This is a genomic window from Parahoeflea alexandrii, assembly GCF_027214025.1.
Classification (GTDB): Bacteria; Pseudomonadota; Alphaproteobacteria; order Rhizobiales; family Rhizobiaceae; genus Hoeflea; species Hoeflea alexandrii_A.
This window is the reverse complement of sequence record NZ_JAPWHB010000007.1, coordinates 1-15,873: the sequence shown is the minus strand read 5'-3', so window position 1 is coordinate 15,873 and position 15,873 is coordinate 1. Positions and strand designations below refer to the sequence as shown.

Below are 15,873 nucleotides of genomic sequence, written 5' to 3'. Positions count from 1 at the left end.
GCCGATAGTCTCGGCATGGCAAACGACAAACAGATGGTTTCCAATCCCCGTTACCGGATCGTCTCCGAGGCTCTCCGGGAGGCAATCACGGCGGGGGAATATCCCCCGGGCGCGCAACTGCCGACCGAAGCGGAGCTCGCCAAGCGGTTCGGGCTAAGCCGCGGTACGGTGGTCAAGGCGATCGACATGCTCGTCACCGAAGGCATCGTCATCAAGCGCCAGGGGGCCGGCAGTTTCGTCGCACTTCCGGCGCTGCACCGCAGGTCTTCGCGTCTGATGTCGTTTACGGAGACCGTTTCCGAGCAGGGTCGCACCTCCTCCCAGAAGGTTCTTTCCTACGGTCGCGCGGAGCGGGAAGAGGCACGCGCCTATGGGTCGCACGAGCCGTCCATGCTTCTCGCCCGCCTCCGCTATGTCGACGGCATGGCGACCTCGATCCACCGGTCTTTCATTCCCGAGCGCATTCTTGACCAGCTTTCAGCCGAAAAACTTGGCCAACTGCTCAAGGGAGATGCGTCACTCTATGCTGCTTTCGAGGAAGCGGGGATCGCCATTGGCCGCGGCGCAGAACACGTCTCCGCACGGCTTGCGACCGAGAATGAGGCTCAACTGCTCAACATCCGTTGCCCGGCGGCGTTGATGGTGGTGATAAGGCAGAGCTACGACCATCAGGGACAACTGATCGAGGCCGCAGAAGCGGTCTATCAGGCCGCCTCCTACACCTACGATCTGGAACTGGTGCGCGGCTCCGCGCACGAGGTGCCGCACCGGCTCCGCATTGTCCCCGACAATGCCGGCAATGCAAAGAATTAGACCAAAAAGGAGAACTGGAATGACATTCAAGAAGCTTCTTGCAGGGGTCGCCTTGTCCCTTGTTGCTGTGCCGGCTCTTGCTGCCGACGCGCCGGTAGCCATGATCGTGGCCCAGGGCGGGCTGGGGGACGGCTCGTGGAATGACACCGCCAATGCCGGTTTCGAAGCCGGAATCGCAGAAACCGGTCTCGAGGGGCGGGCGATCGAATCCAACGACGTGGTGGCGCAGGGCGAAGAAATCATGCGACGCGCCGCGGACTCGAATTTCGGCCTCGTTCTCAGCCTCGAATATGCCCATGGCGAGCCGATGGAAGCGCTGGCTCCGGATTACCCCGACACATCCTGGGCCATTTTCAACCAGGTCCGGCCGGGCGCCAACATCGCTTCGGTCCTCTTCGGCGAGCATCAGGGCTCCTATCTCGCAGGTGTGCTCGCCGCGAAGATGACCACGACGGAAGGGATCGAGGGTATCAATCCAGAAGCGATCCTCGGTGTGATCCCGGCCGTCAAGAGCCCCGGTATCGACAAGTTCGTGGTGGGCTTCATTCAGGGCGCGCGGTCCGTCAATCCGGATATAGAGGTCAAGGTCGGCTATTCCGAGAGCTTCGGTGATCCGACCAAGGGCGAGCAGATGGCCAATGCCATGTTCGAAAGCGGCGCCGACATTGTCTACCATGTGGCAGGCGGCACCGGCCTCGGCGTGATCGCTGCCGCGGAGGCCTCCGGTCACTACGCGATCGGGGTCGATACCAACCAGGACGGTCTCGCGCCGGGCCACGTGCTCACCTCTATGATCAAGCGCGTGGATGTCGCGACCGAAGAGCTGATCAAGGCCTATGCCGCTGACAAGTTCCCTGGCGGACAGACCCTGACCTTCGGCTTGCCCGAAAACGGCGTTGGCTTGACCGAGATGGAGTTCACCAAGGACATCATCCCGGCCGAGTATCTCGAGGCCGTCGAAGCTGCCAAGGCCGGCATCATCTCAGGCGATATCGAGGTCTGGGACGTCTCCTCTCAGGGCTACCCGGACTTCTACAAGTAACAACAGGCTTCCCCGGCAGACTATTCTGCTCAACGCGGCGGGCTGCGTCAGGCCCGCCGCACCCGAATTCGGTTACTGTGAGTATGTCATGACAACGATTGCGCTCGGCGCCACCGATATTCGCAAGAGTTACGGACCGGTATTGGCCAATCAGGGCATCTCACTGTCGGTCGGACCGGGCGAGATTCATGCCGTCGTTGGCGAAAACGGTGCCGGAAAATCGACGCTCATGCGCGTGCTGCAGGGCATCGAGCGTCCGGACAGCGGCCACGTCACGGTGATGGACCGCGATGTGAGCTTCGGCGGCCCAGCGGATGCGCTGGCCGAAGGCATCGGCATGGTGCATCAGGAATTCATGCTCGCGCCGGATCTGAGCCTTCTCGAGAACCTCGTTCTCGGCGACGAACCCGTGCGGTGGGGGCGTGGCGCGCTTGCCTTGATCGACTGGAAATCGGCCGAGGCGCAAGGCCGGGAACTGGCCGAGCGCATCGGCATCGAGGTGGACTGGCACCGGCGCGCGGGCGCCGCTCCGGTCCACATCCAGCAATTCGTCGAAATCATCCGGCTGCTTCGCCGCGGCACCCGGGTGCTGATCCTGGATGAACCGACCGCAGTGTTGGCGCCTCAACAGGTCAACGAGCTTTTTGATCTCGTTCGCAGAATCCGCGAGGACGGCACCGCGATCCTGTTCATCAGTCACAAGATCGGCGAAGTCATGTCGCTTGCCGACCGGGTGACGGTGATCCGGCAAGGCAAGATCGCCTTCAGCGCGGCCATTGCCGAGACGACAGGCGAGGAGATTGCCTCCCATATCGTCGACGGGGCAAAGCCGGTCACTGACGAGGTGAAGCGCGGAACGCCCGGCAAGGCGGTTCTCGAGGTCACCGGGCTGTCGGCCGCGACTGTCGAGAAATCCCATCCGCTCTACGACATCTCGTTTTCTGTCCATGCGGGCGAGATCGTTGGCCTCGCCGGTGTTGCCGGCAACGGCCAGATCGAGCTGATGGAAGCTTTGTCGGGCCTGCGGCGAAGCATCGGCCGGGTTGAACTGGCGGGCGTCGACCTTTCGGGGCTCGGCGCCGACCGCCGCCGTGCGGCCGGGATCGGATATGTCAGTCCCGACCGGCGGCAGGAGGGGCTGGCGATCGAAGCGTCGATCGAGGAAAACACAATCGCCGGGTCGCACCGCTCACGCCCGATCTCGAACGGACTCTGGCTCGAGCGCAGCGCTATGAAGAGGGTCGCGCTTGAAAGGTTGAGCCGGCTGTCGGTCAAATACGGAGCGCTGCATGATCGTGTCGGCAGCCTTTCGGGTGGAAACCAGCAGCGCGTGGTCTTCGCCCGCGAGATTGCGGTTTCACCGCAATTGCTCCTCGTATCGCAACCCACCCGCGGGGTGGATCTGAACGGCATCGCCGCCATTCACGGCATCCTGCGGGATTTTCGCGATGCCGGCGGAGCGGTGCTCCTCGTGTCCGAAGAACTCGACGAATTGCAGGTGCTGTCCGATCGGATCATGGTGATGGTGCGAGGCCGGATTGTCGGAACTCTTGGGGCAGATGCCGACCGGCGCGAGATCGGCCGCCTCATGGTCATGGAAGGCGCGGGCGCATGAGCAACTGGATGGACCGGGGGCTGGGCTTTGCCGTCCCCCTGCTGATCGCGCTGTCGGTCAGCGCGCTTGTGCTCTTGGCGATCGGCGAAAGTCCGCTGGATACGTTCTCGCTTATGCTGACCGAGGGATTCGGATCGCCGCGGCGCCTGGCCTCGACGCTCTCGGCCGCAACGCCGCTTCTGTTCACCGCGGTCGCCACCGCGATCTGTTTTCGGGCAGGCGTGTTCAATGTCGGCGTCGACGGAGCCTTTCTCATCGGCGGTCTGGCGGCTGTCGTGGCGGGGTTCAGCCTGCCCGCCGAACTTGGCTGGGCCTTGGCTCCGCTCTGCCTGGCAATCGGTAGCGTGTTTGGGGCGGCATGGCTGTTTGTCCCGGGCTGGTTGCTGGCCAGACTGGAAGTCGACGAAGTCGTGTCCACCCTCATGCTGAATTTCATTGCCGTTGCGATCACCGGCTACCTCGTCAACGGTCCGTTTCTTTCACGGCAATCCGGCAACAATGTCACGCCTCCGGTGCACGAGGCGGCGGAGTTGTCGCGGCTGATGCCACCGGCCACCCTGCACAGTGGTTTCCTGCTGGCAATCGCGTTGCTCGCTGCCTATGCCTTCTGGACCCGCCGCACGCCTGCCGGTCTCGAAGGCGCCTGGGTCGGGTTGAACCGACGGTTCTCCCGCATGGTCGGTGTCTCGGTTCAGCGGACAATCATTCTGGCCATGGTGCTCTCCGGTGTAGTTGGAGGTCTGGGCGGCGCCGCGCACGGGCTCGGGCAACTGTACCGTTTCACCGACGGGTTCTCCGCCGGCTACGGCTTCACCGGCATGGCCGTGGCCCTGCTCGCCCACAATTCGCCGCTCGGTATGCTGATTGGAGCCATACTCTTCGGCGCACTCGCCTCGGCCGGAACCACCATCCAGCTGTTCTCCGATATCCCGCTGGATCTGGTGAACATCATTCAGGGTATCGTCATGATCTTCGCGGTCATCGAACTGGGCCGCATCAGCATCCGCCGGAGGGCAAAAGCATGATCGAGCAGATTCTTGCTTCGGGTGTGGTGCTCACGACCCCCATCCTGCTTGCGGCAATCGGCGGCCTGGTGAACAGGCAGGCGGGCATCGTCAACATTGCTCTCGAAGGCAAGATGCTGAGCGGCGCCTTCGTCGCGATCGTCATCTCGGCGGCCACCGGAAGCTGGCTTGCAGCGACACTGGCCGCGGCACTGGCAAGCACTCTCATCGGCTGGTGCTTCTCGCTGACGATCACCCGGCTTGGCGCGAACATGATCACGGCGGGGCTCGGGCTGAACGTGCTCGCCGCGGGTGCGATCGGCTTCCTGATGAGCTATGCCTACGGATCGTCGGGCACGTTGCGCCTGCCGGATGTGGCACTGCTGCCGCACGTGTTTCCGCAGTCTGTAGAAAGCGTGCCGCTGGTGGGCCAGTTGCTGGCCAACCTCGATCCGCTGACCATTCTCGCGGTGGTGGCGATCGCGGTGCTGCCCTTCCTGCTCAGCGCGACCCGCTTCGGCCTCTGGATTCGGGCAACGGGCAATGCCGCACCGGTGATGCGCTCTGTCGGGCTCAAGCCCAAGCTGTTGCAGGAAGCCTCGACGGCTTTCGCTGGCTTCTTTGCCGGCCTCGCCGGCGCGCAACTGGCGCTGGCCTCGATCGGCATCTTCAACGAGGGCCTGACCGCAGGGCGCGGCTTTATCGCTCTTGCAGCCTTCTACTTCGGACGTGACCGGCCCTGGCAGACCGCCGCTGCCTGTCTTCTGTTCGGCTTGCTCGATGCAGCACAGATCCGCATGCAGACCGTCGGGCTTCCGCCCCGCCTGATCGGTGCACTTCCCTATCTAATGGTGCTGGTCGCATTGGTCGTCTCCCAGATGCGCAGCCTCAGGAGAACACAATGACCAATACCGCACTGATCGTCATCGACATGCAGAATTCGTTCCTGCACCCCGAAGGCGAAAACTTCTATCCCGCCGCACCCGATGTCATCGAGCCGGTCCGCGCACTCATTCAGGCCGCGGACGAGGGCGCTGCGATCATCGTCCACGTCTGCGACCGGCACCGTGAAGGCTTTGCCGATTACGAGCAGCCTCGGCTTCCGGTGCATTGCGTGACGGGCGGGTTCAATGCGGAGTTCTTCGAGGGCTTTGGACCGAAAGGCCGGGCAAAGGAAATCATTATCACCAAGCGGCGCTATTCGGCGTTCTTCGCCACCGAACTGGCGCTGTTCCTCCACGAACAGGGGGTCAAGCGCGTGGTGATCTGCGGGGTCAAGACCAATGTCTGCGTCAGGGCGACGGCAACCGATGCCTTTGCCAACGGCTTCGAAGTCAACGTCGTGGCGCAGGCCGTCAACACCAACCGGCCCAATCTTGGCGAGGCCTCGCTTGAGGACATCGACCGCTACATCGGCAAGGTGGTGGATCTGGAAACCGGTAAAGGCCTTCTGGCATGAACCGTCTGGTGGTCACCGGGTATGCCAGCCTCGACTTTGCGGTCGGGCTCGACGGTCATGCGTTGGGCGATACCACCACGCTGATCGCGGCCCGTGATCCGCTGGCGTGGCCACGCGCAGGCGGCTGCCCGACCTATATCTCGGGCGCGGCCGTCCGCGCCGGCCAGCAGGCCATCCCGGTAATGTGGGTCGGGAAGGGCCCCGAGGGCGAGGGTTTCGTTGCCAAGCTCGAGGCCCAGGGCATCGGCACGGGAGGCATCGGCATCGTCGATAGCCCGCGTTCGCCGACCGCGCTCCTCGTCTACCAGTCGGATGGGTCCTGCATGTGCCTCTACGATCCGGCGCTGGGCCGTGCCGAGACTCTCAGCCAGGAACAGAAGGATCTCATTGCATCGGCTAGCCATCTCTGCGTTTCGGTAGGCCCGCATCAGCTGATGGACGAGATTGTTGCGCTCTGTCCGGCTCAGGCCCGGCTTTACTGGGCCGTGAAGAACGACCCCGATGCCTTCCCGCCCGACCTTCGCCGACAATTGGCAAAGCGGGCGGATGTCATCTTCCACTCGGCCTCGGAGCGCTCCCTGATCGGCGAGACGGGCGCCGTGCTGGTCGAAACACGCGGCAGCGAGTGCGTCATCGTGACCGCTGCGGGACAGGCGCAGGAATTGCGCGTCGAGCCGATAGAAATCACCGACACCACGGGCGCGGGCGACAGTTTTGCCGGCGGCTACATCGCAGCGGAAATGACCGGGGCCGACCCGGTGACGGCGGCCCGTGCCGGAATCAAGGCCGCGGCCGCACTGCTTGCGGATCGCAAAAGGAGACATTCATCATGAAACGAGCCTGGTATTCGGGTCACAGCGCCGAAGAGCTCGGAGACAGCGCCATCCTGGTCGGCGATCCCGACCGCGTCGAGCGGATCGGTGCTCTACTGGACGAGCCGGTCTTCCTGCCGGTCAAGCGCGGTCTGAAGACCGTCACCGGCACCTGGAACGGCAAGCGGGTGAGCATTGTCGCCTTCGGAATGGGCGCGCCTATCGCGACCATCGTTCTGCACGAATTCGCCGACCTCGGTATCACGCGCTTCGTCCGCATCGGCACGGCAATGTATTTCCCGCCCTCGACTGGCGGCGAGTTCCTGATCTCCGAGTCCGCCATCGGCTTCGACGGAACGTCGCCTGCCTATGGCGTTCCGGCGGGCGAGATGGTGGCGGCGGACCCGGCTCTCGTTACGGCGCTCATGCAGGCCTCCGCCGCGGCCGAGGAAACCTCCCATCGCGGCCTCTACGCCACCTATGACGCCTTTTATCGCGACATGTTCGGGATCGACGCAAAGGGATCTGCCCGGGCGGACGAGATGCGCAAGGAGATGAACGGCCGCGGCGTGATGGCGCTCGACATGGAGACCTCTGCCCTGCTTGCCGCCGGACAGGATCTCGGCGTCGCTGTCGCCACCATGTGCTACGGCACCGTCGATGCATTGAGCCAGGAGAAACTCGGCGCCGAAGCGCTCGATCGCGGTGAAGGCCAACTCTTCCGGATCGCGCTGAACGCGATCACGAACTGAACAGACAAGAGGAATGAGACAATGAGCGATATGCCCAAGCGCTATCTCCAGACGGTCGTGGATCGTCTGAGCCAGGTGATGAACACCCAGACCGATGCGATCGAGGAAGCAGCCCGCGCCTGCGCGCAGTCGATCCTCGATGACAAGCTGGTCTTTACCTTCGGGACCGGCCACGGCTCGTTCGCAGCGATGGAAATGTATCCGCGCACCGGCACGGTCACCGGCTTTCGGCCGATCGTCGAAAGCTCGATGATCTCCTTCCACCGGGTCCTGGGAGACGCAGGCGCCCGCCAGTACCGGTTCATTCACGCCCAGGAAGGCTATGGCAAGGCCATATTTGACAGCCACCAGACCGACCCCGGCGACACCATGCTGATGTTCTCCCATTCCGGCATCAATGCGGTCACGCTCGACATCGCGGTGGCGGCGAAGGAGAAGGGCATGAAGGTGATCGGGGTCACCTCGATGCCGCATTCCTCCTCCGTTCCGTCGCGCCATTCGAGCGGCAAGCGGCTTTACGAAATCGCCGATGTGGTGATCGACACCGGCGTCCCTCTGGGGGATGCGGGGATCGAGATCACCGGCGTGAAGGGAAGAACCGGCGCGACGTCGACTTCCATCGCCATTGCCATCGGCCATGCGATCAACTCGACCACTGCCGAATTGGTCGCTGAAGCGGGCCGAGACCCCTATCTCATGGTCAGCCCCAACACGACCGAGAAAGCTGCAGCCAATGCGCAGAACGACCTCAACTACGCCGAGCTGTGGCGCCGTCTGAAGGCACGCTGACATGGAGCGCGGATTCTTCATCAATGGCCGCTGGGAATATCCTGCCGGTCTCGACCGTTTCGAAGTCGTCAATCCCGCCAATGGCGAAATTGTCGGCACGACCCTGCTCGCGGATGCTGCCGTCGTCGACCGTTGCGTGGAGGCTGCGGAAGCGGTGGCGGCCTCCTTTGCGCTGATGCCCGCGCGAACCCGCGCCGACATGCTGCGCAAGGCCGCAGACCTTATCGAGGAGCGGGTCGGCGACATGGCGCGCCTGCTCACCCGCGAACAGGGCAAGCCGGTGTCCGACAACGTCAAGGAGATCCTCTTCGGTTGTGAAGTCATGCGCTATTACGCCGAAGAGGCCGTGCGCGTGGCGGGCTCGATCCGTCCGGCCTCGGCGCCGAACATCCGCAACCTTGTCACATACCATCCGATCGGTGTGGTGGCGGCGATCGTGCCGTGGAACTACCCTGTCGATCTTTACTGCTGGAAGATCGGTCCGGCGCTCGCCGCAGGTTGTCCGATCATCGTCAAATCGCCGCACGAAACACCGATGGCAATCTCCATGGTGGTCGATTGTCTGCATGAAGCGGGTTTTCCGGCGGGCACGATTGCCGATATCCCAGGTCTCGGGCCGGTCGCTGGAGAAGCCCTGTCCTCGCATCCCCGCATCCGGGCATTGTCCGCCACAGCCTCGATCCCCGCAGGCCAGGCAATCATGCGAGCAGCGGCAGGCAACATGAAGCGGCTCTGCCTCGAGCTTGGCGGCCATGCGCCATTTGTCGTGCTGGAAGACGCCGATCTGGAGGAAGCCGCACGTGCGGCCCACCGGCGTGGTTTTTCCAACATGGGGCAGATCTGCATCACCGTGAACCGCGTTCTCGTTGCGGCTCCGGTGGCCCGCGAGTTTGCCGAGATCCTGGCCTCGCTCACCGAAAGGACGGTGATCGGCGACGGGCTCGATCCTTCGATCGGCTACGGTCCCGTACAGAACGCGGGCGTGATCGCGCGGATGGACCGTCATGTCGCGGATGCCGTGGCCAAGGGCGGCCGCGTCATTGCCGGCGGCGGACGGGCGACGGGAAGCGGTTACGACGGCGGGCTGTTCTACCGCCCGACCGTGATCGAGAACGCTCCGCTCGACAGCTTGCCGATGAGCGAGGAAACCTTCGGTCCGGTGATGGGTATGGCGACGTTCGAAACCGATGCCCAGATGCTCTCGATTGCCAACAGCCTCGAATACGGTCTTGCCGCCTATGTCTTTGGTGGCGATCTCGATCGGGCCTGGTCGTTGGCCGAACGCATGGAATTCGGCGCCGTCGGCGTCAACGTCAACGACACCAGCGAGTTGCAGGCGCCTTTCGGCGGGTGGAAGATGTCAGGCTTCGGGCGGGAACTGGGGCCCGAGGGGCTCGACACCTATCTCCAGCCCAAGCATCTAAAGATGCGCCTGCGCTACAGCATGTAGACGCCCGTCGGTTTTGTTGCAAACCATAACTCTGACTTGTCCGGCATCAGCGTCCTTGAGACAGAAAACCGGAGCGCAGAGAAGACGATCAGGGACATTCGCCGCAGGACGCGCAAACACCATTCGTCCGAGGACAAAAACGGCTCTGTTGCAAATTTTTGATATGGCGGAGAAAGAGCCGTTTTGGAGGCCAAAGTGCCCTCCTGCGTGCAGCCTAACCCCAGTGAAATCACCGGTCTCGAAATCGATGGCGACGATAAAGAGAACCACGGGCAAATCCGGTCATGCCACCAGATCCCACATCTTGATCGATGCCAGGTGAACTTTATCTTGCCTCGCGGAAAAATGCCCGTTGCATTGCGTGATAAAGCCGGTTTAGATTCGACCGAATCTTTCAATAAAATCATATTTTTTATGTATTTAAGGCATTTTCATGCCCAGATTAGACAAGCTGACGGTTCTGTCGAGCAGTGATCAGTCGTTGAAAAACGCGATTTCCAAACTCTTTGGCAAGCTCGAGGTTGACCAGATTGAAGGCAAGGAGCCATTCGATCTGAGCGGTGAGGTCACCACCGTGCTCAATATGCGTATATGGCGAACCGTATCCCGGTCCGGCTACAAGACCAGCTATTGTAATCCGGCAGGACAGGATTTCGAGCTGCACTTTATCCAGGCCGGCCGGTACAGGTTCCGCGCCGGCGGTTCTGAGATCGATGCCGCAGCAAATAGCGCCGTGCTGTTGAAGGACACGAGCAAAGTCGAAGTTACTGCTTATCCCGGGTCTGAAAAGCTGGCCGTGCTGGTTCCATTGAGCCGCTTCTCCCACGTATTGGGCTCCGAGCTTGGCGCTCCTGGCCAGAGGCTCGCCAGTTTTCGTTCCCATACTGAAATCAGCGTTGAAGGGATCGACCTGATTCGGAACATGGCAAATCTCCTGATTGGTGATTCCGGGCCTGCCCATCCATTTTCGCGCGCTCCCAACGGGGCTCTCCTGTTGGGAGATGCCCTGGTTGCTAGCTTTGTCGGATTCTGGCCGAAAATCGACAATTCGGCGGCCGAAACCACAAGCCTTCCCCGCCATCTGCAGCGCGCGATCGAGTGGATGGAAGCACATGCGGCGGAGAACATATCGATCGAACAACTCGCTCGCCAATGTGGAGCAAGCATTCGCACATTGCAGAACTCGTTCCGGCAGCACCTGTCCACCAGTCCCAAAGCCTATATCCAGCGCATTCGTCTCAGCCGTATTCATCAAGAGCTTCTGTACGGCGACAGGGGTGCAACAATCGAACAGATCGCAGCGCGCTGGGGCTTTGGTCACATGGGATATTTCGCCGCTCGCTACCGGACCTTGTATGGCGAATCACCATCTGTCACGCGCCAGAAATGGAAAAAGGGTCGCGACTAGCAAATTCAAGTATCACAAAAACGCATCTCCATCACTGCAGCGCAAATTTTTAATGGCTACCCCCAAATAGATACAGCGTTAAGTTCGCGTTAACGGATATACACCCTAATCTTTGCTATGCCAGCATTCAAATCGAATGCAATTCTGCATGATGCGGCCAATTTAATAATTGAAATACAAGTTAAAAACGTATTGCCGCGCATATATTGCCGCGCATCGTAGGAATTACTATGATTATATTTGCGATAGACGATAGCCCGTCAATTCTTTCATTCTTGAAGCAAGCCATTGAAACGATTGATGATTGCAAGGTTCTCGCCTTTCTGGATCCGAGCAACGCTATCGAAGGCCTGAGAACGCAGCAGGCGGACCTTATACTTGTCGATTACAACATGCCTTGCATTAACGGCATCGAGCTGATTTCGCGGATCCGCCATATTCGGCAGAGCGACGACATCCCGATCATTATGCTGACGTCGGAGACCGACCCGGCAATCAAGATCGCCGCGATTGAGGCTGGTGCAACGGAATTCCTAACCAAGCCGATTGACACTGCAGAGCTGTCAATCCGCATTCGCAACCTTCTGGGTTTGCGTATTGCCCAGCGGACTCTTGCCAATCGTGCGCAAGAACTTGAAAGGGATGTAAATCTCGCAATGGCGAGGATTTCCGCCCAGGAAAAGGAAATTATCTGGCGCCTATCGAAGGCAATGGCAGGCCGCGATGGGGAAACCGCTCTGCATCTCGAACGGGTTGCCGTCGTCGCCAAAATGATTGCCGACGAACTTGGTTTTGACGAACAGAGAACTGAGCAAATCTATCTTGCGAGCCCGCTGCACGATGTCGGCAAGATTGGCGTTTCCGATGCGGTCCTGCTCAAAGCGGGACCTCTGGACGCCGAGGAGATGGCCGAAATGCGTGGTCACGCAGCATTTGGCGCTGAAATACTAAGCGACAGCGCGTCAGAGATCATTCGCACAGCGGCCGTTATTGCCGAAAGCCATCACGAAAAGTGGGACGGCACCGGATACCCCCACGGGATCTCGGGTGCCGACATTCCTATCGAGGGACGGATCGTCGCCGTTGCCGATGTCTTCGACGCCCTGTGCTCGGAACGCCCCTACAAGAAGGCGTGGCCGGTAGATGAAGCGCACCGCGAAATACTCAGGTGCAGCGGCTCCCATTTCGACCCGGATTGTGTCGAGGCTTTCAATCACCGCTGGGCCCATATCCGTCCTCTCTACATCAAGATGGCCGTGCCTGCCGGTGATTGGGCCACCACGCATGAAGCCATCCAGGGCACCGCTCTGAAAGCCAAAAATTTGGGAACAGCAGCATGACCGAGCAAACAGACACTCTTCACCTTGAGGGAAGCCTGACAATCAAGACTGTAACGGAGACGCGAGGCAAGGTTGTTGCAGCTCTCAAAAACGCGCGCGACGGCAACCATCTGCTGGAAATCATCATTTCCGAGGATAGCAACTGCGATCTCACGCTGCCCCAACTTCTGATGGCGGCACAGACCACGGCTGATGCCGATGGCGTCGAGATCCGTATCCGCGCGGCTGAAGAGAGTGCTTTCGCCACCACGCTGGAAAGGGCCGGCTTCACCGGCTCCGGAGTGGACGGCTCAACACTGCGTATCAATGGAGACAACCGATGAGTGCAAATATCCTAACCGTAGACGATTCCGCCAGCATCCGAATGACCACGCGGATCGCACTCACTACCGCCGGCTACAGCGTTACGGAAGCCGTTGACGGTGCGGATGGTCTTGAGAAGATGAAGGCCGGCCGTTTCGATCTGATTGTGACCGATCTCAACATGCCCAACATGGACGGGCTGACGATGATCCGCAACCTGCGCCAGCTGCCTGCCTATATGGGCACGCCGGTGATCTTCCTGACCACCGAATCCGACGGCGAGCTCAAGCAGCAGGCAAAGGCGGCGGGTGCCACCGGATGGCTGACCAAGCCTTTCGATGCGGAAAACCTCGTCAAGATCGCCCGAAAGGTTCTCGGCTGATGGATAATCTCGACCCGATCGCGGTCTTCCGGACGGAAGCTGCAGAACAACTTGAAGTGATAGAGGCGGGCCTGCTGGACCTGACCCGTGATCTCGGGGATAAGGCGCAGATCGATGCCGTGTTCCGTGGTCTTCACACCCTGAAGGGTTCCGGCTCGATGTTTGGCTTTGACCAGCTGGCAGCCTTTACCCACCATTGCGAGACTGCGTTTGACCGCGTTCGCAAGGGAGAAGCGCCTGCGACGGCTGAACTGATCGCCGCCGTTCTCGATGCCCAGGGCCATATGCAGTCCCTGTTGGATCAGCCGAATGGCGATCATGATGCCATGAGCACAAAGCTGCTTGAGCAGTTGCAGCGCGCCGTCGGCCGCGAAGCGGGCGCCGCTCACGACGCAGTCCTCGTTGCCGAGGCCGCTGCCGTAGCGGCTGCGGAGCCTGCGATGCGCACATGGCAACTTGATTTCCGTCTTCCCGCTGACGCCATGATCAACGGGACCAATCCGCTGGGTCTGCTCGATGAACTGCGTGATCTCGGCGAATGCCAGCTGACGGTGGACACCCGGGATGTGCCCGCACTCGAAGAGATCGACCCGCGGCAACTCCATCTCGGCTGGAGTGCGACAATTGTCACCGACAAGCCGCGATCCGAAATCGAGGATGTCTTCATCTTCGTGATGGATGACATGGTCATGGAATTGAAGGACGTGACACCTGCGATTGAAGCGGCAGCCGAGGCAATCGTTGCTCAGAAGACGCAAGCAAGCGATGCTGAAGCTATCCGTGACGGCCAGCGTGCGCCGACTGGTGATTCCAAGGCGCAGAAGCAAGCTGATAATGTCCGCGTTCCTGCACTTCGCCTCGACGAGATGATGGACCGTGTCGGCGAGCTGGTGATCGCACAATCGCGCCTGAGCCAGATGGCCGGCTCGGTTACCGATCTTGGTCTCCGGTCCGTTTCCGAGGAGATCGAGCGGCTTGCCGGAGAGTTGCGTGATACGATGATGGTGCTGCGGATGATGCCGGTTGCAAGCCTGTTCAGCCGCTTCCGCCGCCTGGTGCACGATCTTTCCCGCGAAACCGGCAAGGAAATAGAACTGGTGACGGCAGGCGAAGCCACCGAGGTGGACAAGACCGTTATCGACCGGCTTGCTGATCCGCTGGTTCACCTTGTGCGCAATTCGATCGATCATGGGCTGGAACTGCCCGAAGATCGCATTGCGGCGGGCAAGCCGGCCGTTGGCAAGGTCACGCTTTCGGCCCATCAGACCGGCAGCGAAGTGGTGATCACGATCAAGGATGACGGACGCGGCATTGATCGCGACCGGGTCCGCGCCAAAGCCGAGTCCAATGGGCTCATCCAGCCTGGGCAAGCTCTGTCCGACCAGGAACTGTTGCAGCAGATCTTTCAGCCCGGATTTTCGACCGCAGAGAAGGTCACCAACCTCTCCGGCCGTGGCGTCGGGATGGATGTGGTCAAGAAGACCATCGAAGCCCTACGCGGCGCCATCGATGTGAAAAGCGAACAGGGTGCGGGATCGGAAATAGCTCTGCGCATTCCGTTGACGCTTGCGATCATAGACGGGCTTCTGGTCCGTGTTGGCAACGGAAACTACGTCATTCCATTGTCAGCCGTCGAGGAATGTCTCGAATTGTCGATCGAAGAGGACCTTCGCTCGCGCGGCCGCAGCTTTATCTCGCTGCGCGATGATCTGGTACCGTTCGTGCGTCTTCGCGAGCTCTTCCGCACCGGCAGCGAGCCTGACCAGTACCAGAAGGTCGTCGTTATTTCGACCGGACGGGAGCGCGTCGGCCTGGTCGTCGACCAGATCATCGGCGACCACCAGACAGTGATCAAATCCATGTCGAAACTGCATGATCAGGTTTCTTCCTTCTCGGGCGCAACCATCCTTGGCGACGGCAATGTCGCGCTCATTCTGGATGTCGGACATCTGATCGCAGCAGGCCAGCAACAGGAGGCCCAATTGCGGGCAGCAGGATGAGCGAGCAAAACATCAAGACAGACCACCGCGCGGTCTTCATGGGCGCGGACGACCTTTCGGTTCTCACTTTCACCCTCAACGGTGAAACCTTCGCCATAGAGGCAACGGTTGTTCAGGAGATCCTTGATCTGCTGCCGGAAACCAGCGTTCCCGGAAGCATGCCGTTTGTCGGCAGCGTGATCAATTTCAGGGGCAAGGTCATTCCGCTTGCAGACATCCGGGTCGCCTTCGGCATGGAGGCCGGAGAGGTCACCATCGACAGCCGGATAGTGGTGACGGAACTGGATTTTGATGGGGAGTTGTCCCTGATCGGCATCCGTACCGACAAGGTGCATGAAGTCACCAGGCTTCCCGCTTCCGCCAGCGAGCCGCCGCCAATCGTGGGCATGCGCTGGCGGCCAGATTACATCCACGCGCTCGTCAAGAGAGACGGCGAATTCATCATACTTCCGAACCTGCAGGCGATTTTCTCATCGCAGCGGGCAGCAACAATAAAAGCAACCGCTTAATAGACGCGAGGGAACCATGCGCTTTACTATCAAACTCAAGCTTGCACTGGCTTTCAGCCTCGCCATCCTCATGTTGGTCGGCACCGCAGGTTACAGCATCCTGAGTCTGGCTAACGTGAATGCCGACTGGAGCAATGCGCTTCACGGTCCCGCCGAACGACTGAGCGCTGCTCAGGATCTCAACATCGCCCAGTT

At 60.8% G+C, this 15,873-nt stretch carries 16 protein-coding genes and 1 pseudogene; all 17 read left to right on the top strand.

The window, feature by feature from the left end:
* Nucleotides 1–15 precede the first annotated feature (15 nt).
* A complete protein-coding gene (locus tag O4H62_RS21630) occupies nt 16–813 on the top strand; it encodes a GntR family transcriptional regulator (RefSeq protein ID WP_269390946.1) in 798 nt (265 codons plus the stop codon).
* A gap of 19 nt (nt 814–832) precedes the next feature.
* Entirely contained in the window at nt 833–1,855 is a 1,023-nt protein-coding gene (locus O4H62_RS21625) for a BMP family lipoprotein (RefSeq protein WP_269390945.1), read from the top strand.
* Nucleotides 1,856–2,015: 160 nt separating this feature from the next.
* A pseudogene (locus O4H62_RS26550) lies at nt 2,016–2,456 on the top strand (ATP-binding cassette domain-containing protein); the annotation flags it as partial.
* A gap of 114 nt (nt 2,457–2,570) precedes the next feature.
* Nucleotides 2,571–3,470, top strand: coding sequence for an ATP-binding cassette domain-containing protein (locus O4H62_RS26545; RefSeq protein WP_430538501.1), 900 nt, complete (start codon nt 2,571–2,573; stop codon nt 3,468–3,470).
* Nucleotides 3,467–4,495: an ABC transporter permease gene (locus tag O4H62_RS21615; protein ID WP_269390943.1), complete on the top strand. Its 1,029-nt coding sequence runs from the start codon at nt 3,467–3,469 to the stop codon at nt 4,493–4,495. Before O4H62_RS26545 ends, O4H62_RS21615 begins: the two co-directional genes overlap by 4 nt.
* Entirely contained in the window at nt 4,492–5,379 is an 888-nt protein-coding gene (locus O4H62_RS21610) for an ABC transporter permease (RefSeq protein ID WP_269390942.1), read from the top strand. The genes O4H62_RS21615 and O4H62_RS21610 overlap by 4 nt, the downstream gene beginning before the upstream one ends.
* Nucleotides 5,376–5,933 (top strand): cysteine hydrolase family protein, encoded by a 558-nt coding sequence (locus tag O4H62_RS21605; RefSeq protein ID WP_269390941.1) that lies wholly within the window; start codon nt 5,376–5,378, stop codon nt 5,931–5,933. Before O4H62_RS21610 ends, O4H62_RS21605 begins: the two co-directional genes overlap by 4 nt.
* Nucleotides 5,930–6,766, top strand: coding sequence for a carbohydrate kinase family protein (locus O4H62_RS21600; RefSeq protein WP_269390940.1), 837 nt, complete (start codon nt 5,930–5,932; stop codon nt 6,764–6,766). Before O4H62_RS21605 ends, O4H62_RS21600 begins: the two co-directional genes overlap by 4 nt.
* A complete protein-coding gene (locus O4H62_RS21595) occupies nt 6,763–7,497 on the top strand; it encodes a uridine phosphorylase (protein WP_269390939.1) in 735 nt (244 codons plus the stop codon). Before O4H62_RS21600 ends, O4H62_RS21595 begins: the two co-directional genes overlap by 4 nt.
* A gap of 21 nt (nt 7,498–7,518) precedes the next feature.
* Entirely contained in the window at nt 7,519–8,286 is a 768-nt protein-coding gene (locus O4H62_RS21590) for a sugar isomerase domain-containing protein (protein WP_269390938.1), read from the top strand.
* Between the two features lies 1 nt (nt 8,287).
* Entirely contained in the window at nt 8,288–9,736 is a 1,449-nt protein-coding gene (locus O4H62_RS21585) for an aldehyde dehydrogenase family protein (protein ID WP_269390937.1), read from the top strand.
* 433 nt (nt 9,737–10,169) lie between these two features.
* Complete coding sequence (locus O4H62_RS21580; protein WP_269390936.1) at nt 10,170–11,144, top strand: helix-turn-helix domain-containing protein; 975 nt, start codon at nt 10,170–10,172, stop codon at nt 11,142–11,144.
* A gap of 230 nt (nt 11,145–11,374) precedes the next feature.
* Entirely contained in the window at nt 11,375–12,484 is a 1,110-nt protein-coding gene (locus O4H62_RS21575) for an HD-GYP domain-containing protein (RefSeq protein ID WP_269390935.1), read from the top strand.
* Nucleotides 12,481–12,807: an STAS domain-containing protein gene (locus tag O4H62_RS21570; protein WP_269390934.1), complete on the top strand. Its 327-nt coding sequence runs from the start codon at nt 12,481–12,483 to the stop codon at nt 12,805–12,807. Before O4H62_RS21575 ends, O4H62_RS21570 begins: the two co-directional genes overlap by 4 nt.
* Nucleotides 12,804–13,169, top strand: coding sequence for a response regulator (locus tag O4H62_RS21565; RefSeq protein ID WP_269390933.1), 366 nt, complete (start codon nt 12,804–12,806; stop codon nt 13,167–13,169). The genes O4H62_RS21570 and O4H62_RS21565 overlap by 4 nt, the downstream gene beginning before the upstream one ends.
* On the top strand, nt 13,169–15,169 hold the full coding sequence (locus tag O4H62_RS21560) for a chemotaxis protein CheA (protein WP_269390932.1): 2,001 nt from the start codon (nt 13,169–13,171) through the stop codon (nt 15,167–15,169). The genes O4H62_RS21565 and O4H62_RS21560 overlap by 1 nt, the downstream gene beginning before the upstream one ends.
* Nucleotides 15,166–15,678 carry a chemotaxis protein CheW gene (locus O4H62_RS21555; RefSeq protein ID WP_269390931.1) on the top strand — a complete coding sequence of 171 codons (513 nt, stop codon included), beginning with the start codon at nt 15,166–15,168 and terminating at the stop codon, nt 15,676–15,678. Before O4H62_RS21560 ends, O4H62_RS21555 begins: the two co-directional genes overlap by 4 nt.
* Nucleotides 15,679–15,873 lie beyond the last annotated feature (195 nt).